We start from the raw sequence: 20,911 nt of genomic DNA on the forward strand, positions 1-20,911 counted from the left end.
TTTCATTTGTTGGAATCCGTTGAACTTCAGTGATTGTACAGGCTCATCTCTTAGCTTCCATTCTCCTACCAAATCTGTTACTGCTACAGGACTTTTCGAAAATACACTGCTTGAAATTTCGGGTTGCGTTAACGCCCTCTTCCAGATTTTTAGATCTGATATTTGACCTTTGAAGCGGTAATCTTCACTCCTTGCCCAGCCTGAAATATTCGCAGTGCCCGACACAGATTTGATTAGTGATTGACTCCCGTAGTGTTGTAACGTTTGCTTTGTTCCATTTACATAGATTTCACTTTTTGTAATGTCCCCATTATGAAATATGGCTGTAATTTGAACCCATTTGTTAGCGATATTTTCGGCTGGAAATCCGAATATGTCCCCATTCCCCGTGTTGAACCCAAATACATTACTATAAAGCCAAAGTGTGTACCCTGAATGCCAGCTAAATGGCATCATATTGTCTTGACCTGTCCAGTACATCCAAAATTGAACGGTTGTATGCGCATTATCAGCGCTGCTAACTCCCTTGGCACTGATTGCAACTTTTTCTTTTCCTGTAAACGTCTTTTTATCGGCGGGAGTGTAGCCACTATCTGCAACATTTACAGTAGATTTTCGAATCAAGTTGCCATTTGGGTCATATTCATAAATAACGTTGTTTCCTGCAAAGCTCGTGCCAGCCGGCAACATTATCATAAGAAGTATAAGTAGTGACGATAATATTGTTCTCATATGATACCGCTCTCCTCGTAAATTCATTGTTTTATGCTGCTCTACTACATTTACTTATATATTTCAATCCATTACCCGAACATTCACCCATGCTACAGCCATCATATTTCCGTATGGATCAACCGTGTAAACATGCGTAATGTATGTACCTGATTCATTATTATGTTTACTGAAAGGAATTCGGATTTTCCATACACCCGGCTTTACTTGTTCTCCTTTCATCCATGGATGTTCAAGATCATCTTGTCCATTGTGATCCGTCCATGTTGGAAATCTGACTTCATTGATGCTAGTAGGAACTCCTTCTACAAAAATTTCATATGAACCGTCGCTTTTCTTCACCTCTTGCGGAGCTCTAAGTTGAACGTTGTTGCCGCGAACCGTAACGATAAAACCATCTACAAATTTCCCATCCGCATAGATATGGGTAATATAGCTGCCAGCCTCCTGATTATGCTCACTATAAAGTACAGTTGCTTTCCATACTCCATTTGCGACTTTACTTCCCTCAATCCACTTCAAATCATCCTGATCATTGTGAGCTGTCCACGTTGGGAACTGAACCTTCTGCGTATTCTGATCCAGACCATAAATGGCAATATCGTAGGACACACTAGATAGATTCGTCTCGATTGGATACTGAGTTCCACCTGTCACATTTACCTCTGCCGCGCCAAGCATCATGTTGTTTCCATATTTGTCAAAGCTATAAATATGTGTGATATACTTTCCCGTCTCATAATTATGCTTCTTGAATGGAATCGTTATTTTCCATGTACCGTTCCCTTGATTGACTCCTCTAATCCAAGGTTGCTCCAGATCGTCTTGGCCATTTGCCTCTGTCCAAGTCGGAAACCTAACCTCTTTCACATTGGCACTTATGCCATCAATGTAAATATCATAAGACTCATCCTTCAATGGCGCTTTTTCTGGACTGCGCACTTTCACGTTAAAGCCCACATTCACGATTGTCGATGCAACCATACGATCCCCATCATAAATATGAGTAATATAAGAGCCTGTTTCCATACCGTGATTTTTGAAAAAAACAGTCGCTTTCCATACTCCATTAGACACCTTCGTTCCCTTGATCCAATCAATATCATCTTGACCATTACGATCAGTCCAAGTAGGGAAATATACCTGTTCAGCATTACTACGTATCCCTCTTATATAGATCTCATAGGATAGAGCCGACAAATTGATTGTTGGCTGTGCTGTCTGGCTCCCTTTTTTTCGATTGATTTGATTTCCGTTTGAATCATAGATATAAGACATATAAGTGCCATCTGCTAGAAAAGCTGCAATCAATCTTCCGTCAGCATCGTATATGTAATCGTTTTTCTTTGCATCTGTAGACAAGTTAATAAACACTTGCTGCGATTCATTTTGCCCTTCTTGAGCAAGTGCTTTGTCCCCGTAAATCAAGTTTGTCCCAATCATAAAAACAATCATTATAGTGATGCTTATGAACAGCTTCTTTACTTCACCATTACCATGTACCCCTGCCTTATATAGGTTTCCTATTTTCTATATTTACTATATCTGCTGACCCGCGCAGCATGACAGACATTAATTTACATAAATAAGAACAAACGGGTATTATTTTGGAGGGTTCATATACTCATTCACGGAGGTACAAATCGAATGAAAAGACTGATTTGCCTATTTCTTTGCTGTTTGGATTTGCCCCTGCAATCAATATCATAAATCATAAAATTTCTATTTGTTTTTTTAAAACTTTCCTCCTTCTACATGCTTCCTTACTCCTTCTCTGAAACTCAAAAAGATAAACATCTAATTCTTGACTCAATCTCACAACACTTTCGTTTGTAAAGCTCTTTTTTTCATTTGCTGTCTTTATTAATTGCTGTCGGATACTTTCGATTTTCTCAATTAAATAATCATGTTTTGCATAGCAAAAATAAAAAGGTTCTATTGTTGAAACACCCTTTCATATTTTTTGACAGCTTAAATGATTGGAGCGCCCCTAATCCATAAACTGTACTTTCTTGATAATAATAGAGGTTGCTGAAAAATGATTATTTGGGAGTTTTTATGTAACCCTTAATGATCCGACATTCTTTAATGAATATTTTTACACAAACAAAAAGACGCCAACCAAATAGCGTCTGTCTGATTTAAGTACGACTAATTTAAGTTCTTAGGTCAATTGAAGCCAATACGTTATTGAAATAATTTTTTCATTATACCAATCTTCCTTAATTTATTTTTGCACTAGAGGTTTGAATTAAGGAATTAATTCTTTAACTGCTTCTTGGTTTTTTAAAGAACTGTCATTAATCATGGCTTGTGCAACAAGCAATAATGACGAAGATGCAACAGCACTAGTGAGAGGGTAAGGGGATGGTTCGTCTAAATATTCGTTTAATTGCGTTATTTCCAAATCTACATTTCCTTTTTTCCATAAATTAAGGTGAGCATCAATTTAACGTTGTTTGGAACAAACGAATATGGAAACTTATTGTACTTCTTTAGATTAGCTTGACAAGCTTCATCGAGATACAATTATAGCATTCAAACGCTTCGGTATACATATTGACTTTCATATACTCGTGTGCGCCTTTAGCATAATATTCAAATGCAGTTGCTGTGTATTCATTATTAGACATCAGAAAATCGCCCTTAAGCTTATAAAAATAAGCAAGTATATACCTTCTAAAAGGCGTTACAATGTTCATGTTCGCAATTTTCTCTTCATTGCTTAACAGTTTTTCAATTGCGGAAAAATCTTTTTTTTGCAGATACAGTTCGAATAACGAAACTGCGATATAAACAAAATTATATTCAGAGGAGTTCTTTAAGCAATCTTCAAGTTGGGTAATTGCCAAATCTATATTTCCCAGTTTTCCGTTTATGGAACCAGTCATAAATTTGATGTTCTCGATTACATGCGGAAAGGAGAATTTACTATATTCGTCTAGATAGTACCTAGCTGAAGCGGCATCTCCTAAATAATAGTATGAATTGCATAAGGCATAAAAAGCCTCCGCTTTCAAAAAACTATCTGCTTTGTCATTGCGGATAACATTTGAACAAAGCTCAATGCAATCTTCATAGAGCCTTAAAACATAGGCGTGGCAGCCTAGCTTATAATAAAATGTTATTCGCTCGTCGTGGGATAAGAAATCCGCATAATTCAAAATAGCTCTTCCAACTGTATATGTTTCATTTAATCTACTGAAATCATCTCGTTCAATCATATACTTTTGGTACAAACCTTTTGCTATATAGGGCATAATTCCATGGGCACGTGAGTAATCGATGATGAGGCTGTACAGGGATAATTGAATGGAGGTATCCTCTAAGGAGTCTGTCATTTGATACAGATTTTCTATCAAATCTAATGTATCCTCTTTTGGTGATTCGAGATATTTTGTAGCTATTTTGGTTATTAATGATGGACTGTAAAATGCTGCAACCGCTTTCTGTAAAAACGCATAAATCACATTTGATTTATGTCCGATCTCGATGTACTGTTCTACGATGTCTTCAGAGGGGGGCTGCGATAGATTCAATGATGTTGAAATTGGGACGTTTAACCTCCCCATTCTCAATCCTTGAAAGGTTGCCTTTATCAAGGCCAACTAATTCTTGAAGCTTAGACAAACTGATATTTTTCCTTTGGCGATGATACTGAATAAGCTCCCCTAATGTTGCAGGCTTCGCAGTAACGATACGCACAACCTCACCTTCCTTTAGCGTTGCAGATAATCACACTATATTTTACCGTATTTTTAATAATTGTAAATATTTCTTAATTAATCAATTTTGTGAAAATCTTCAAAAGAAATTATAGGAGTCTGTAAAATAGTTTGTGTGAACTCTTAAACCAAAATCCAGTAAACTTAAGTAAATCCGGTTTAAGAAAACAACGCAAATGGCACGGTTTAACAGGCCTGCCCTTGGAGTTGGATGATAATTATAAAACACTTTTACCAGCAGTCGGAATCTTGACCAATATAAAAAAAGCCTCCCACGCCAGCCAGCATACACTATACACTGGACTGACGTGGAAATGCTACCGTACCTTCTTCCCCATTACTATCGGTTCAAATACCCTGCCTGCTGCAGCAGCCGCTTCAATACTACAACAGCTTCTGCGCGTGTGGCCGTTCCATTCGGCACAAAATGATCAAAAGAACGTCCTTCCATTAATCCATTGTTTACGACCTTCGCTACCGCATCCTTGGCCCACGAAGCAATCTTGCTCCGATCCTTGAACGCTCGGAGAAGCTCCTCCGTATTCCCCTCTGCAAGGTTCATCCCTGCAAGCTCGGCTGCTCTGGCTAGCAGCACACTTATCTGTTCCCGCGTGATCCTATCATTCGGACGGAAACGTCCGTTATCGCCTTGAATCAGTCCCTGCTCAACAGCTGCTCCTATTGCGCCTGCATACCAATCCTTGGGCTGAATATCTGAAAAAGGTGAAACATCTGTCTTCTCCTTCATGCCGAGGGCCCGCACCAGCATAGTCGTGAACTGAGCACGCGTCAACGGCTCGCCAGGATCGAAGCGGGTATCACTCGTCCCCTTCACGATGAGCTTGGATGCCAGCAGTAAAATGTCTGTCTCTGCCCAATGTCCCTGAATATCAGCAAAAATAGGTGACTGCACCGCAGCAATGGTAAAGATGCCTGTCTCCGATAGCTGAAGCGATGCTTCCAAGCCTCCATCTCGAAACTCGAACAAGGCAGGGAGGAAGGCGATTCGTCCCGAATGTCGATCATACGAAATTGCCGTAACTCGATTTTTATCAGACATTGCGGCCGGAAGCTTGTAGCCAAATTGAGTCCGCACGCGACTCAATGTGGTTGCTTGCTTTCTATCCCCATCCTTCACGGCAAATTCAATTTCGAACGGTGACCCAAGCTGTAGAGCTCCTTCAACTGCCAATCGTTTCTGCAGCTCTTTATCCTGTTCTTTTGTTAGCGTTCTGATCTGAATCTGAAGCTCTTCTGTTTTCTGAACGCTGTTGCTGCCTAATGCTGATCTCAAGGCATGAAGCGGGAGAGTAAGCTGTCCGAACGATGATTCGATACGTATGCTCGGCTTCAACTGCGAAAACTCTTCCGCAGCCTGCAGCACGCCCTTCACCGGCAAACTGATATCCAGCACATCCTGAACGTTGGAGATGCTATAGGTAAAAATCGGAGCAGTTGATGATTGCTTTTTGAATTGCTCGATTTCTGCCTGCATCGGAGCAAGATTAATCCTTGCCGCAGTTACGAATTGACCGTCCTTATTCTGCCTATGCGAAATGGACAAACGCTCTGGTTTAGCAGGAGCTGCAGGCTGCTGCGATACAACTGCACCGCCGGATTGGCTTGAATCCCCTGAATTCGAGTCTGTATCTCCAGAACCGGTGCGGGTGATATCAATCGTTCGACTGTTTGTTTTGATCTTGTCGACAAATACTTGGACGGTAACACTGTTATGGCCAACGGACAGCGGGATGACGGACTTGAACGTACCGCTCGCACCCACCGTTGCGGCCTGCCCGTTTAAATAAACCTCAGATTTCCCCGTGCCCAGCACTTCAACCTGACCCTCTACCCATATCTCTCGGCTCGATGTCTTTCGTCCTTCATCATCCTTCAATCCGCTGAGTACAGCTGCCCGTACTGAATTGCCTGTATCATATGCATTTGCCACAAGCTGACGCAGCGTACTCGTCCCGGAAGGATCAACGGTCGTAATGACAAATCCCCCTTGCGGGATGATGCTATTATTTTGCTCTGGCACTGCCCAATTCCACTGAATGGCTTGATTGCGATTGACCACCTTCGTCACCTGACCGGAAGCATCAACTACTACTTCGACTCCAAATTGATTCGTGCCCGTTGAATAACCGAACGCATCAGTAAGTACATTTACATTTCCTTCGACTCGGTTCACATTATAATAATTCCCCTCCAGAAATGAATTTGGCCTGTTCGGCAAGCTGATGCCAAGCTGGTAATCCTTCACGTATTCTTCATCCCTCAGCGCAGCAGCGGCAATCGGCCAGTTGATCTGCGACGCATCGAATAGCATCAGCCCGTTCGTCGTGCTTAATCCTGCTTGGAATGCCTCCCTCTGCATGGACGGAGACTGCACGTTCACCAGCGAGATTCCCGCATAGAGCGGAACTTCCCCGTTGGTGACAATATTGCCGAGCGTAATGTATTTCTTTACTTCCTTACTCGTTGTCTGATAGGCGCCAATCATAAGGAAGTCCAAGTATTCAATATATCCTGTACCGTAATATTCAGGGGTATATACAGATTGATCAGGGAGTCCCAACCTTTCATCATAGCGAAAATTAGCACTTCCCCAATTGACGCCATTCAAATAGTACGTTTCATACCATGAACCGACATAGGAAGACACCTGAATTGTTCGTCCCGTCGAAGCTTCATAGGAATCAACCAATGCCTTTACTTCACCGAAGAAGCTCTTAATTGTCTGCGAGCGGAATTCCCACCACTCTTGAATAAGTGGTCCATAGATTCGGGTATTCTGCTCATAGCGATAAATATCGTTAGGCCAGTTCTGCAGACGCTTACCTTTTGCCTGCAAAAACTGCTCAAACTTGATTCGGGTAATATCGCTGAAATCAGCGGTTTCGTTATCATACCTCCCTCTATCATGTACAACTCCGTCTACATCGTAGTTTTTGATCACTTCCTCGAACGTTTTTAGCTGATAGGCTCTACCCTCATCATTAGATGGATTGACAAAGGCAACGAGCCCCTTTTTCGCGCTATCACGCAGACGCTTGATTTCCCCGTTATTTTCCGGAACATACACGCGCTCCTCCCAATCCAAGTGCTGATCGAGCACGGCATATTCATTATGGGCAATCGAGCCTTCCGCGAATACATTCACAGATGCGTGCACTTTTAAGCCGAGCGCATGGCCATGGGTGACGAATTCCTGCAGCAGATCGAGATTCGGGTTGGAGCCAGACTTCTCCGGCGCCTTTATTTCACTGACATACGGTCTTCCCGTTAGATCATTCTTTTTGTAGGATGCGAATCCCTCAACCCCCTTCACATCGAAAATGATCGTTGTTACGCCTATGTCCTTCGCTTTTTTCAGGAAGGCCTGCACCTGCTCACTGGATTGGAACTTCCTTGCATTGGCAGCCTGATCTACCCACAATATAACTTCCTTCTTCGGGGCAAATCCTGGTCTGCTGAATACAACAATATGCCGCTTATCCTGTTCTTTGCCATTCTTCATGACCGCAATATCCACATAATTCGTACCGCTGTTGAGGGGTACCGGAACGGAAAAAGAACCGTCCGCACCGAATGTCTCCTGCTTTCCATTCATGAACAACACGGTTGCAGCAGGGTTATCCATATTCATAATACGTCCAGTAATGATCGTCTGTTGATCCGTAACCGTATACATGGAGTCATTGTCCAGCACTATTCTTGCGATTGCGCCATTCCCGCTCATCACATCTCTAACGGAGACAACCTCGCCATTTTTGCGAAGCTTGATTTGATCCCCAGCCTTGAAATGAACAGCCAGATACCGCTTGATGTAATTCGACGCGTAGCTGTCATCCTGTGCCGTTAGCACATACCCGCCGTCAGGGATTTCCAGTGTAGTTGGCCCCGTCCAGACAGGCGGCTTGCCATTAATGGAAGGATTGACGACACGGAGTACGCGATTGTGCTCATCGACCTGCACAGCGACATTATATTGAGGGATGACAAGAGTGGAGCCATAATCGCGGGTAAACAAGGCAACGACATTGCCGTGTTGGGACAGATCTGCATCTACGACATCAATTTTATGCCGCGGCCCTTGAATTTCAATGGTTACATCGATTGGTGCAGCCTCCACCTCAATATAATCAGAGCCCTGCCCGGAACGGTCATAAGTAACGGTAAGCTGGGACATGGCCAGCTCTAAATCACCCTTCATCAAGCGAACCGTTATGCTGTTGACCCCAGCAATCAAATACACGGGGAGCATAAAGCTTCCGTTCGCTGTAATACTGGCTTGTTTCCCCCCAATCGTAACCTGAATATTCTGATTTTCTCGATAATTGGCTACATAACCTTTGACCTCGATCATCGGTACCGTTACCTTTGATTCCGAAGGGGTTACGAGATGCAGCTCCGGTTTCAATTCCGGCTCAGGGTCAGGCTTCTGATTGCGGAAATCGGCCGCCGTTACCTCCTTGCCGCCTCTCATTAGTCGAATGCGATCTCCAACGCCATAATGGTGAAATAGTGGTTTTTGATGAATGGAAGAGTCCCATGTGGTTCCACCGGAAAGCACGATGTAACCTTCCTCAGGAATGGAAATGCGGATGTCATCGTCCCATGACACCGGTGGGTCGGCGTCCGGGCCATATACGGCTTCGACAACACTGTGGGAATTGACGACAATAGCCATCTCGTATTTTTTGACGAATACTTCATTGCCATACACTGTATTCGTTACTCCAGCCCCGCTCGTATACAGGGCCAAGTAATCCGTTTTATTCCTCAATGAATCCCCAGGGGCATTAATATCGCTAATAAGAAGCGTCTGCGATGCATCCTGCGAGACAAGCGTAACAGGATCAGATCCAACCGAAGAGTCAAGCTGATGTTCGAGGGGAGGCACAGCGGCCTCTGCTTGTGCGAGATTAGGCACAGTCTGCAGCATCGAGGAGAAGAGGAGAATGGCGACAAGCCAGAAGGACAACGGTCTCAGCAAGATGTATCTCATTACAATTACCACCTTTCCTAGTTCTCCATCCGAAGGAGAACGATTTGGGAGTTATACGCAGTTGACCAGTGCGTGTGTATCAAGCTGGGACTCATCACCTCCTTTTTTGTCGCTTAAAAGATGTTGTTTCTGCCCCACATTGTAAATAGAAAGCGCTTTCGTTATTAGAGGTGTGGCATTACTTTTTCTGGTAAAATCATGTTTTCTTTTGCTTCACCTCATGTCATGAATGCTTCTGCTTCCTAACCACTACAGCAGCAAACGGATGAAAAGGCGGAACAAACAATTTAATTCAATTTTTACATTGAACCTCCCATTATTTAGTGTATGATAGAAATTATTTCATTCGACTCCTCTTCTCAAGCCGATGATGGGAAGCTTCATGTCGTTCACGATTGGAGGTAAGGCTTATGTCGCGCAACACTTCGCTATCGATGTCTTGGCTGCTTCGATATGTAATCCCAGTGAGAGGACGTTTGCTTTTTCTCTTGGTTATGCTGCTCGTATCTACCGCATTTCAACTCGTTAACCCGCAAATTGTTCAGCAATTTATTGATACGGCAGCCTCACAAGGCACACTATCTACCCTGCTGTTACTCGCAGGCTTATATCTGATTATTGCTGCCCTCACCCAGCTCATTACCGTCGCCATCAGTTATCTGGGCAACGATATATCATGGCGTGCCACCAACACCTTGCGCGCAGATCTGCTCAAGCATTGCCTTGGGCTGGATATGCATTTTCATAATCGCAAGACGCCTGGGGAAATGATTGAACGGATTGACGGCGACGTTACTGGTATGTCCAATTTTTTTGCAATGTTCATTGTTCAGGTTATCGGCAGCTTCATTCTGCTGGCTGGCATCCTTGGCTTCATGTTTACCGTGAATTGGCCTATTGCACTCGCGATGGCGATTTTTACCTTGCTGTCGATTGGATTTATGACATTCATTCGCAACATGGGGGTCAGCAGTTCCAAGGATGAACGGGCTGCAAGCGCATCCTTATTTGGTCTTATAGAAGAACGAATTGCAGGCATAGAGGATGTACAGGCAAATGGAGCCGTTCCTTATGTCATCAATCGATTCCACCAGGCAATGCACAAGGTGTTCCGAACAGGGCGCAAAGCATGGATGCTGCGGGTCGTTCCGTGGAATACGACGGTGGTACTCTTTGCTATAGCGGTTACAGTTGTGCTGCTCTTAGGCGTGCATTACTATCTCATTGGTCAAATATCGCTTGGTACTCTTTTTCTTATTTTTCAATATACACAAATGCTGAACACACCTATCGAGCAACTGGGAGATCAAATTCAAGAATTTCAGAAGGCCAAATCCGGCATGATGCGTTCGCAAGAGCTTCTCTCCCTTCAAAGTGAGATTGTAGATGGTACGAAGGAGCAGCTGCCAGATGGAGCATTGGGACTGGAATTCGATCATGTCACCTTCGGCTATAACGAGGAGAAGGTTGTACTTCACGATATAACCTTTGCGGTTCAGCCCGGTCAGCGTCTCGGCATCATCGGGCGAACCGGCAGCGGCAAATCCAGCATTAGCCGTCTTCTGCTTCGTCTGTACAACATAGACAGCGGCATCATCCGCATTGGCGGTGAGGATATTCGCAGCTTAAAGCTGGAGACACTGTATCGCCGAGTCGGGATGGTGACGCAGGATGTTCAGCTTTTTGATGGAACACTGCGTGACAATCTAACTTTATTCGACCCTGAGATAACGGATGAGACCATCTTCGAGACGACCGATAGACTTGGACTGCGTCAATGGATCGATGCGCTCCCGAACGGACTCGATTCCCACTTATCCTCTGGTGGAACTTCGCTATCCGCTGGAGAGGCCCAGTTGTTCGCCTTAACTCGCGTCTTCCTAACGAATCCGAGCATAATCGTGCTTGATGAGCCGTCGTCCCGGCTCGATGCGGCTACGGAAGCGATGCTCCAAACCGCAGTAGATCAGCTAATGGAACAATGTACGGGCATCATTATCGCTCATCGCTTGGCTACCCTGGAGCAAGTAGATGCGATCATGGTGCTGCAGCATGGACGAATCGTTGAGCTGGGTCCACGCAAGGAGTTGACCAGCGATCCATCCTCGCATTATGCAATGCTGCTGAGAACAGGACGAGAGGAGGAATTGGCATGACTGTCACGCACTTTATGATTCGCTTGTTCCAGTTCCGCCCTACGCTCTTCCTGCTGAACGGGGTGCTGTGGGGCATATTCCACTCCATTCCACTGTTTCTTGGACTAGGTATGCAATGGTTTTTCGACAGAGCAACGACACAATCTCATGATTATATGTGGCTGGCCGTGCCGCTCATTGTGATCGCTATTTTTCGAATGCTGCGCGTCGGTGTGTTCTTCGCCGCATTCTATCAATGGGTGACTTACATTTATCATCTTCAAGCCGTACTGCGCACCAATATGCTGGCCGGCATTATGCGCTGGCCAGGCCGCCATCTCCCTGCATCACCTGGAGATGCAGCCAGCCGATTCCGCGATGATGTCAATGAAGTCATCGAATATGTGGAATCATGGGTCGACTTCTGGGGACGATTGGCCTTTACGCTCGTATCCATCGTCATTATGGCCAATATCAATTGGCTCATTACAGCAGTAGCTATTTTACCGCTTCTCGCGGTTACGTTGCTGAACAATCTATCGGGCAACCGCGCACGTCGCTACAGCCAACTAAATCGAGAAGCAACATCGAAAATTACCGGGTTCATTGCGGAAATATTCGGTGCTGTTCAAGCACTGAAGCTGGGGCAGGCTGAACGCCATGTGCATCAGCGGTTCGTCGATCTTAATGAAAATCGCCGTCAGGCAGCCCTTAAAGACACACTCTTTACACAATGGATGAAATCGCTCAATCAGCATGTGCTCACCATTAGTACCGGCGGCATTCTGCTTATGTGTGCAGCGGAGATGCAGGCTGGGCGGTTTACAGTAGGTGATTTCGCGCTGTTCACTTCTTATCTGACGAACTTTGCTTTCAGTATTTCCTTGTTCGGCTATATGGTGTTTCAACACAAGCGTCTTCGGGTGTCCCTTGATCGCATGCGCATCCTGTTTCAGCCGGGTGAGGAAGATCGCATCGTTGAACATAGTAAGATATATTTGCATGGAAAGCCTCCTGAAGATCCTGTTCGCTCGCTTCAACCGGAGGAGCGGCTGCAAACCTTGGAGATAAAGGATGTATCCTTTCTTTATCCGAATTCGGAGAATGGCATTCGCAACATTCACTTCTGCATGAAGCGGGGCGAGTTCCTCGTCATCACTGGCCGAATCGGCTCAGGGAAGTCAACGCTGATGCGTACCTTACTAGGATTGCTGCAAAAGTCGGAAGGAACAATTTGTTGGAATGGAAAGGAGATCGATCCCGCTTCCTTTCTGATTCCGCCTAAAGCTGCCTATACACCCCAGGTGCCTCGCTTATTCAGCGATCCGCTGCGAGAGAATATTATCATGGGCAGCATTCAAGAAGAGAATGCCTTGGAGCGGGCCATTCGACTGGCCGTCATGGAGCGAGATATCGAGCAGCTTGAGAATGGGCTCGATACGTATGTGGGACCACGCGGCGTCATGCTCTCTGGCGGACAAATTCAGCGAGCGGCAACAGCCAGAATGATGATGACACAATCAGAGTTGTACTTGTTCGATGATCTGTCCAGCGCCCTAGATGTAGAAACCGAGCAACTGCTCTGGGAACGATTGTTCACGGAACGCGATGCAACCTGTATTGCCGTGTCACATCGCCGCGCTGCCTTAAGCAGGGCTGATCATATTATCGTCATGAAGGATGGTTGCATCGAGGCAGAGGGAACATTAAGCGAGCTGCTCGCAACATCTCCAGAAATGCAGCTGCTCTGGCAAGGTGAACAGTCCTCTACGGAAGAAGCACAGCCGGAGCAATTGGTTAATACCTAATATGGCCCACATGCCTCTTCACACATTCAGAAACTACTACAATAAAGGGGGATATCTCTTCTCATGTCTTGGTTCTCCCCACAGATAACGGATACGTTCCAAGCATTTTCTGTATCTCATATTGGAGCACTGCTGCTGTTCATCTCGGCTGTGCTCCTATTCTATCGCTGCCGACATTGGCTCCAACAGGAGAAGCGCAATCGTTGCGTCAGATATGTATTGTTGGGATTGCTTATTCTATCTGAAGCAGCGTTGAATATTTGGTATCTAGCCACAGGCATATTCCATGCCTCTAACACATTGCCATTTGAGCTGTGCAGTATCTCGTTATACATGTGTGTACTCATGCTTTTTTTCCGAAGCAAGAAGATTTTTCAGATCGTCTATTTCACAGGTATTGCGGGGGCGCTGCAGGCACTGCTGACACCTGCTCTGGACTACCCATTCCCCCATTTCCGGTTCATTCAATTCTTTCTTGCGCATATCGCGATTATCCTAGCGGTGCTGTATATGGTGTGGGTGGAACACGCTAAGCCTACTTGGAAATCGATCGGCTATGCGATGCTGTTCCTGAATGTGCTGCTGGTCGTAGTCGGGGGAATCAATTACATAACGGGCGGCAACTACATGTTCTTGGCTCATAAGCCCGAAACAGCCTCCTTATTGGATGTGTTGGGGCCTTATCCATGGTATCTCCTGTCATTGGAGGCGGTCGCATTTGGCATGTTCATTGTCTTGTATCTTCCATTCCTTATTGCAGGGCGGCTGCTTAAGAGCAGTTCGAGCGAAATCCATTGGCGAAGCTAGTATCTACTTTACTGAGCTAATGCCAATATTGCATAATCAATCTCGAAATGAGCAGATGAATATCAAAACAGGATGGTGCTGCCGCACCATCCTTTCTCTTTATTTTCTCTATAACCATAGATTACATTTTATTCCTTACTTGTATTATGTCCATTATCCGATTTACTTACTACACAGGCAGATGCTCCAGTATCCGACGCTTCTCGCGCACTTCCTCGATTGTCTCCATAAAGCGGCGTTCCGCTTCCCCCATATACGTATCACTGCGCCGAATATAGACAACGGATACCATATTGAACGGCTTCGGTATGGCGAATACTTGCAGTTCGCCTTCCTTCTCCAAACGTCTTACTGCGGCCCGTGGAACGACTGTGATGCCAAGCCCTGCAACGACTGTACCGATAATCGTCTCCAATGTCCCGAATTCCATCACCTTCGTTGGCGATATGCCTTCAAGCTGCATCCATTGCTCCAGCTTAGCTCGATAGCCGCATCCTCTGCGGAAGACGAGCAGCGGTCGGTGCAGTAATTCCCTCACGTTGAATAATGGCTGCTTTCCGTCTACGACACATTTGCCGCATACAAGCACCAGTTCCTCTTCAAATACCGGATACTGCTCCACATTTGTTGCCGTTACCGGCCCGGATACAAATGCCCCATCCAGCTTATATTCCTGCACTTCCTCTGTAAGCTTGTCTGTAACGCCAGCCATCAACGACAGATCAACCTTCGAGTATTTCTGATAGAACAAACTCAATATATCTGGAAGTCCTACGACCGTCTCTACCGAGCCAATGAGCAGATTGCCGACCGGATCGTCACTGTCCTGAAAAGCCTTCTTCATCTCGCTTATGAGCATCGACATCCGTTCCGCATAATAGAGCAACTTGCGGCCTTCCGCATTCAGCGTCATGCCTCTGCGATGGCGATGGAAGAGCGGATGGCCAATTTCCTGTTCCAATGCTCGAATGCGTGCCGTTACGTTCGACTGCACATACCCCATCTCTTCAGCCGCACGACTCACACTTCCATGCTCAACGACGGACATGAAAATATAAATGTCACTCAAGTCCATCCTGCTATCTCCTTCATTCCCTATGTCTGGTATCATTAATAGTGATATCTTAAATCACTTTCAATTATTTTACAAGATATCAAAAAAGTCATAATATGAATTTTCAGTTGTTATCAAACATTACTATATATCAGAATTGCTAAGCAGTCTCAAAGACAGATATCGCTTGGCAACGTGTGAAGTGGGAGTGAATGGTATCATGAGTAGGAAACATTTTTGGCAAGGAGCTTTGTTTTGTCTTTTTGCAGCAGTAGCATGGGGAGCAATGTTCCCGATTGCCGAAAGCGCATTGCATCATATCGATCCGTTCTGGTTCTCTGGTATTCGATATTGTATCGTCGGAATATTATTAGCTGCCCTGTTATTTTTCAAGGAAGGCAAAGCTGCATTCAATACGAAAGGGCAAACCTTTAAAATATGGCTGCTCGGTCTATTTGGATTCACCATTTATAACTTCGGTGTATTCTGGGGACAGCAGCAGCTCGGCAAATCAGGTGTCCTGCTTGCATCCATAATGGAATCATTCATGCCAATGCTTGCTGTGCTATTCGTATGGATCGTTACACGGAAGCGGCCTAAAATGTCGACGCTCGCTTGTGTCTTTACCGCATTTATCGGCGTTGTCTTCGTCGTTACGAAAGGAGATTTGCATTCCCTTGCTAACGGCGGCTTGAAGCTGCTGCCGCTGTTGTCTGTATTTGCAGGCATTACGGGGTGGGTAATTTACACCGTAAGCAGCGGACAATTTGCAGGATGGTCTGCGCTTCGATTCTCAACACTCAGCTCACTGTATGGCGGGTTGACGACAATGGCTGTTGTCCTCGTTATGACTTCTTTCGGCATGGTGGATGCACCATCCATCAGCGCTGTTGCATCGATTGCACCGGAAATGAGCTTCATGATTCTCGTTGCCGGACTGCTCGCATTGCTGAGCTGGATTCAAGGCGTTCAGTTACTGAAGCCGATCAATGGCATGCTGTTCATTAACTTCGTACCTGCCACGACGTTCATTATTTCCGTTATCCAGGGTTATGCGGTATCATTTGCCGAACTGTTCGGCACGCTGCTCATAGTAGGCGCCTTAATCGTGAACAACCTGTTAAGCCGGCGCATGTCCCAAGATGAATTGAAAACAGTCAAGTCGCAATCGGATTTACGCAGCCGTCTTCCAAAGAAGCACTCACACGCTCCAACTGGTTAACCAATACATTTCTTTATGCACTCCCTGATTCAACACATACAAAAAGCAAGGAAGCGAATAACACCGCATCCTTGCTTTTTTAGTAAGTGCTATGTCCCTATGACTGGATATTGATATTAAAAAGAAAAAGGTGCGCCGCACATGCGATGCACCTACTAATAGAAGGATCCGTCGTCTCGTTTACGACAAGATCGTTTCCACAATTGTACGAACCATAACCCCTGTACCGCCCTTCGGATCTACACCACGGCCCGATCCCAAGAACGCAGTCCCTGCAATATCCAAGTGAATCCAAGGCAACTCGTCTGCGAATGTTCCAACGAACAAGCCAGCCGTAATTGTCCCTGCACCGCCAGGAATGGAATTGCGCAAATCAGCAACATCACTCTTCAGCATATCCCAATATTCTTCGTTGGAAGGAAGCTGCCATACAAGTTCGTTCGTACGGGATGCAGCTGCTTTAAATGTATCGAAGAAGGCTTCATCATTTGTGACAACACCAGTTGTAATCGAGCCAAGTGCTACGCCAACAGCTCCTGTCAAGGTTGCTGCGTCGATCAGCTTGCTTGCGCCAAGCTCCTTCGCATAGGTCATGCCATCAGCAAGAACAAGGCGTCCTTCCGCATCTGTATTAAGAACTTCAATTGTACGTCCGCTGTAAGAGGTAATCACATCACCCGGCTTTAACGCATTGCCGGCAGGCATATTTTCCGCAGAAGCGATCACGCACAACACGTTCGCTTGCGGACGAAGCTGACCAATAACAGACATCGTACCGAGCATTGCTGCTGCCCCGCCCATATCGCAGATCATTTCATCCATATTCGCAGCACGCTTCAAGGAAATACCGCCTGTATCGAACGTAATCCCTTTGCCTACAATACCATATACATCTGTCCACTCGTCTTTGCCTTGATATTTCAGAACGATCATGCGCGGAGGATTCACACTGCCCTTGCCTACGCCAAGCAGACCACCCATGCCCTTCTCTTCAATTTGCTTCTCATCGAGCACGTGTGCTTCGAAGCCGAACTGTTCAGCGAGCTCCAACGCTTGCTCTGCGAGTGTGCCAGGAACGAGCACATTCCCTGGCAAGTTCGTCAGGTCACGCGCATACGTTGTACCGAGTGCATAGGCTTGTCCTGTTTTAATGCCTTCGTTCCATGCCTCTGTTGCAAGATTAGCTGCGCACAATGTCAGGGATGCAAATGTGTGGGCTGGTTTCGCATCCTTCTTGTAGGTAACACGTTGATAAGCGCCCAACAAGAAGCCTTCCACCATCATATGCGCGAAGGACTTCGCTGCTGCTGCTTCCGCCTGCACAAGCTGTTCAGGTACGATAACTGCAACACGGCTCAGGCGGAGTTTCACCGCTTCACGAGCTGCCTCTGCAAGGCTAAGACGAACTTGCTTCTCTGTTAGTGCCTCATCCTTACGACCTACTGCAATTAGAACAGGAGCCTTCTCTTCTCCTGTAGCCAGTACATGGGTTTTGCAGCTATCTGCTGCAAACAGGCCGCTGCGAACCGCTGCTGCGCAAGCTTGTGCTCCCGGAAAACCAGATGCTTGCTCCAACTCAGCCTTCGTGCCAATTACAACAACTGCATCTGCTTCAACTTGAGCAGGAGTCAATGATTGTGCTAGAAACTGCACATCGTTCATCCAAGTTACATTTGCTAGATTCATAAAGTAATCATCCCTTTGTATTAAAAAATGATGAATGCCAATGTCTCCCTTATTGTACCACAACCGCGATCGCCGTGGTTCGGTAACGACAGACATTGGCTGCAGTGCTGCAGGGTTCTTCCCCTTCCGTATCTATGCAATTGGCAACCGAATCGTAAACAGTGTCCATTCGCCCTCTTGACTGTCTACTTCGATCATTCCGCCATGATTTTTAATAATTCGGTAACTGACAGACAATCCAAGTCCGGTACCATCAGCCTTCGTTGTAAAGAATGGATCGAATAAGCGCTCCATTGTCTTTAGCGACATGCCCTTTCCGTTATCCCGAATATGTATTTTAACGAACCGCCCTTCGCGTTCCGTGACAATGCGAATTTGCCCTTTTCGTACTTCGGCCACTTCATCAATAGCGTCAATCGCATTTCGTATCATATTCAATATGACCTGCTTAATTTGCTTCACATCAATGGATACAGATAAAGAACCTGAGGCGGAGTTGTCAACCAGCTCGATTTCACAGCCTTTCATTACGGCGTCGCTTTCTGTCAGAAGAACAACTTCGCGCAGAAGGGAAGAAACGGGAACTTCTGAGGTCATAGGAGCTGAGGGTTTCGAGGAATTCAGAAATTCAAAGATGATATCGTTGGCCCGATCAATTTCTGCAAGAATAATTTTCGCATACTCTTCCTTGCCGAGCTGCATTAAATGCGGCCTAAGCAGTTGTATAAACCCACGTATTGAGGTTAACGGGTTGCGGATTTCATGTGCAATAGCTGCGGCAATTTTGCCGAGAATAGCCAGCTTATCATTTTGATAGGCCGTTTGCTCAATGCGCTTGAAGTCAGACACATCTTTAATGCTAAATAAATAATCGCCATCCATCTGATCTCCGTATGTAACGGTGACAAGATAATGTCGATCCAGACGGTCGGAGAATTCGTGGTAACGCTTTCTTTGGAGGATAGTATCTTTATACAGACGGAGAAGCATTTTACGCTTGTCCCTTTTCAGCAACGGGTGAAAAAGCAACTCACGTAAGGAACAGCCAACCAGTGCTTTGCGTGGGACATCCAGCAGCTTGGAGGTCTCCACATTAATAAATGACAGTACGCCACTGCTATCAAATAATACGATTCCGCTATCCATATGCTGAAGCACGTTCTCGTATTTGTCACGAACGCTCTTGGTGGAAAACAAAGCTTGTGCGGACTGAATCCAAGGCTCTCGAATCGGGTTCAGCGCCACTGCAATCCCCTCCTTGCCTCTCTCTTCTGTCTTCATCGCTATTATCCACTCAATGAAAAATAGGAACGAACGATGAAGCGCCTTCACTCCATCATTCAAGTCGACATGGGCCAGAACCGTGAACATAGCATCTTCATGAACGCTCAACAGATTTTGCTGTGGCTCCAAAGGACTTAGCTCAGTCGCTAATTCTCTTGCTACAACCAAACTATGCTCGTCCCCGTTCATGATATAATTCCACAGCCCTTTAGAGTATCGTTGTCTCCACTCACTTTCATTCCGTTCTTGCAGCTTGCAGTCCGTGGTCAATGTGGCTCACCTCATTTGTACGGTAACCGTATGCAGGTTCGTCCCAACAGCTTCATCATAGTAAACTTTTGGCAAAATCGTCAACACTAGATAATGTCGAAAATGGACAAATAAGCTCAATTCCCTTAAAAGTAAGCTAAAATGCCTGCATCCATGCACATCAAAGAGGCGCCTTGCGCCTACCGCCCTACAATGAGCGCGCCACGGAGCACGCTGCTAGACGATTGGCCGCCGCCTCTTTCTCTATCAAGCTTACACTTATTTCTGCTTCAATAACTTCGCTCTTCGGCGGCTCATTAATGCCAAGCGCCGCTTCAACTCGGCTTCCCACTGTGTATCATTCCACTGCTTGGCCAACGCAAGCAAATCAAGCGCATTATCAATTTGCGTCTTTACCAGCTCAAGCGGATCATCATGCTCTTGATTAATGCAGTTCTCGAACATGCCTTCGTCATCCGTATGCACATAGTCTCGAAAGTCAATTTCCTCAGCACCATCATCCGATGAATATTCCGCCAAAATTTCATATTCGCTTTCAACCAAGTAATGAACCTCAATGCGATGACAGACCGGACACAGCAGCAGGGGAACATTATGAATTCGTGTTCGATAATGCTGCAGGGTACCTGTCGTTCCGATCATGCTTGCTCCACAACAAAAGCTCATGTTCTCCCTCCTCGCTCTGCGGAAAGCTTAGATTATTGTAGTGTATTCGATGCCCCCACTTATAATTCCTTTATTTCTGATAAAACTTCCTTCAATTGTCCTACCTCCAGCTCGCCGCGTATAACTACATACCCATGGGCATATAGATGTAATTATTACAGACCGCGGGAGGCATACTAATGAAATCAAATGTACTGTTCATCGCCTCGAAGCAAATTCAATACGTACAGTATGACGAATTAAACCACAAATTAGTTGTTCATTATGCTGACGGAAAGCAAGATGCATTTTCCTCTGTGTCGTCAAGCTGGTTTGAGCAACTGATGCATTCTGACAATCAATACGATGATGTCATGAGGCTGTCGGAAACCATGATGGGTATCAGCATGCAGAAGCGCCATGAGCATGTATGAGGCTTATTTGCCAGCCTCACATGTCTGCTAATGCAAAAGAATTGATTTCTTTCAGCTATTTTGATTGTTATTTTCAAAGGTTCCAATTATTTTTT

16 protein-coding genes are annotated in these 20,911 nt (G+C 45.5%); 5 read left to right on the top strand and 11 right to left on the bottom strand.

Features of this window, described 5'->3' with window-relative positions:
• From NO352_RS16725 to NO352_RS16750, 7 genes are all read right to left on the bottom strand, one after another.
• The coding region (locus NO352_RS16725) for a LamG domain-containing protein (protein ID WP_289356185.1) at positions 1 to 732 on the bottom strand (732 nt) is incomplete at its 3' end.
• A 63-nt stretch (positions 733 to 795) separates the two neighbouring features.
• A complete protein-coding gene (locus tag NO352_RS16730) occupies positions 796 to 2,175 on the bottom strand; it encodes a GBS Bsp-like repeat-containing protein (protein WP_289356186.1) in 1,380 nt (459 codons plus the stop codon).
• Positions 2,176 to 2,443: 268 nt separating this feature from the next.
• Complete coding sequence (locus tag NO352_RS16735; protein ID WP_327195484.1) at positions 2,444 to 2,671, bottom strand: aspartyl-phosphate phosphatase Spo0E family protein; 228 nt, start codon at positions 2,669 to 2,671, stop codon at positions 2,444 to 2,446.
• A gap of 312 nt (positions 2,672 to 2,983) precedes the next feature.
• The gene (locus tag NO352_RS16740) at positions 2,984 to 3,139 is read right to left on the bottom strand and encodes a hypothetical protein (RefSeq protein ID WP_289356187.1); all 156 of its coding nucleotides are present in this window, start codon (positions 3,137 to 3,139) and stop codon (positions 2,984 to 2,986) included.
• An 88-nt stretch (positions 3,140 to 3,227) separates the two neighbouring features.
• A complete protein-coding gene (locus NO352_RS16745; protein WP_289356188.1) occupies positions 3,228 to 4,304 on the bottom strand; it encodes a transcriptional regulator in 1,077 nt (358 codons plus the stop codon).
• Entirely contained in the window at positions 4,246 to 4,437 is a 192-nt protein-coding gene (locus NO352_RS25175) for a helix-turn-helix domain-containing protein (protein ID WP_353961265.1), read from the bottom strand. Before NO352_RS25175 ends, NO352_RS16745 begins: the two co-directional genes overlap by 59 nt.
• Before the next feature lie 360 nt (positions 4,438 to 4,797).
• Positions 4,798 to 9,471: an S-layer homology domain-containing protein gene (locus tag NO352_RS16750; RefSeq protein WP_289356189.1), complete on the bottom strand. Its 4,674-nt coding sequence runs from the start codon at positions 9,469 to 9,471 to the stop codon at positions 4,798 to 4,800.
• Positions 9,472 to 9,881: 410 nt separating this feature from the next.
• Here NO352_RS16750 and NO352_RS16755 point away from each other — a divergent pair, with 410 nt between their 5' ends.
• The 3 genes from NO352_RS16755 to NO352_RS16765 all read left to right on the top strand — a co-directional run bounded on the left by NO352_RS16755 (position 9,882) and on the right by NO352_RS16765 (position 14,221).
• Entirely contained in the window at positions 9,882 to 11,627 is a 1,746-nt protein-coding gene (locus tag NO352_RS16755) for an ABC transporter ATP-binding protein (protein WP_289356190.1), read from the top strand.
• Positions 11,624 to 13,414 (top strand): ABC transporter ATP-binding protein, encoded by a 1,791-nt coding sequence (locus NO352_RS16760; protein WP_289356191.1) that lies wholly within the window; start codon positions 11,624 to 11,626, stop codon positions 13,412 to 13,414. Before NO352_RS16755 ends, NO352_RS16760 begins: the two co-directional genes overlap by 4 nt.
• Before the next feature lie 63 nt (positions 13,415 to 13,477).
• Entirely contained in the window at positions 13,478 to 14,221 is a 744-nt protein-coding gene (locus NO352_RS16765) for a YwaF family protein (protein WP_268620773.1), read from the top strand.
• Positions 14,222 to 14,390: 169 nt separating this feature from the next.
• On the opposite strand, the gene NO352_RS16770 is transcribed toward NO352_RS16765, so the two are convergent.
• On the bottom strand, positions 14,391 to 15,296 hold the full coding sequence (locus NO352_RS16770; protein WP_005548601.1) for a LysR family transcriptional regulator: 906 nt from the start codon (positions 15,294 to 15,296) through the stop codon (positions 14,391 to 14,393).
• 199 nt (positions 15,297 to 15,495) lie between these two features.
• Here NO352_RS16770 and NO352_RS16775 point away from each other — a divergent pair, with 199 nt between their 5' ends.
• Positions 15,496 to 16,497 (top strand): DMT family transporter, encoded by a 1,002-nt coding sequence (locus NO352_RS16775; RefSeq protein ID WP_268620774.1) that lies wholly within the window; start codon positions 15,496 to 15,498, stop codon positions 16,495 to 16,497.
• A 180-nt stretch (positions 16,498 to 16,677) separates the two neighbouring features.
• Here the strand turns inward: NO352_RS16775 and NO352_RS16780 are convergent, their stop codons facing one another.
• The 3 genes from NO352_RS16780 to NO352_RS16790 form a co-directional block, all read right to left on the bottom strand.
• Positions 16,678 to 18,183: a leucyl aminopeptidase gene (locus NO352_RS16780; RefSeq protein WP_268598761.1), complete on the bottom strand. Its 1,506-nt coding sequence runs from the start codon at positions 18,181 to 18,183 to the stop codon at positions 16,678 to 16,680.
• Positions 18,184 to 18,315: 132 nt separating this feature from the next.
• Positions 18,316 to 19,737 (bottom strand): two-component system sensor histidine kinase NtrB, encoded by a 1,422-nt coding sequence (locus tag NO352_RS16785; protein WP_289356194.1) that lies wholly within the window; start codon positions 19,735 to 19,737, stop codon positions 18,316 to 18,318.
• A gap of 258 nt (positions 19,738 to 19,995) precedes the next feature.
• A complete protein-coding gene (locus tag NO352_RS16790) occupies positions 19,996 to 20,403 on the bottom strand; it encodes a hypothetical protein (protein ID WP_005548608.1) in 408 nt (135 codons plus the stop codon).
• A 179-nt stretch (positions 20,404 to 20,582) separates the two neighbouring features.
• Between NO352_RS16790 and NO352_RS16795 the strand changes: the two genes are divergently transcribed.
• A complete protein-coding gene (locus NO352_RS16795; RefSeq protein WP_005548610.1) occupies positions 20,583 to 20,816 on the top strand; it encodes a KTSC domain-containing protein in 234 nt (77 codons plus the stop codon).
• The last annotated feature ends 95 nt before the right edge of the window (positions 20,817 to 20,911 follow it).

Source organism: Paenibacillus sp. S-12, from assembly GCF_030363895.1.
Lineage (GTDB): Bacteria > Bacillota > Bacilli > Paenibacillales > Paenibacillaceae > Paenibacillus_B > Paenibacillus_B alvei.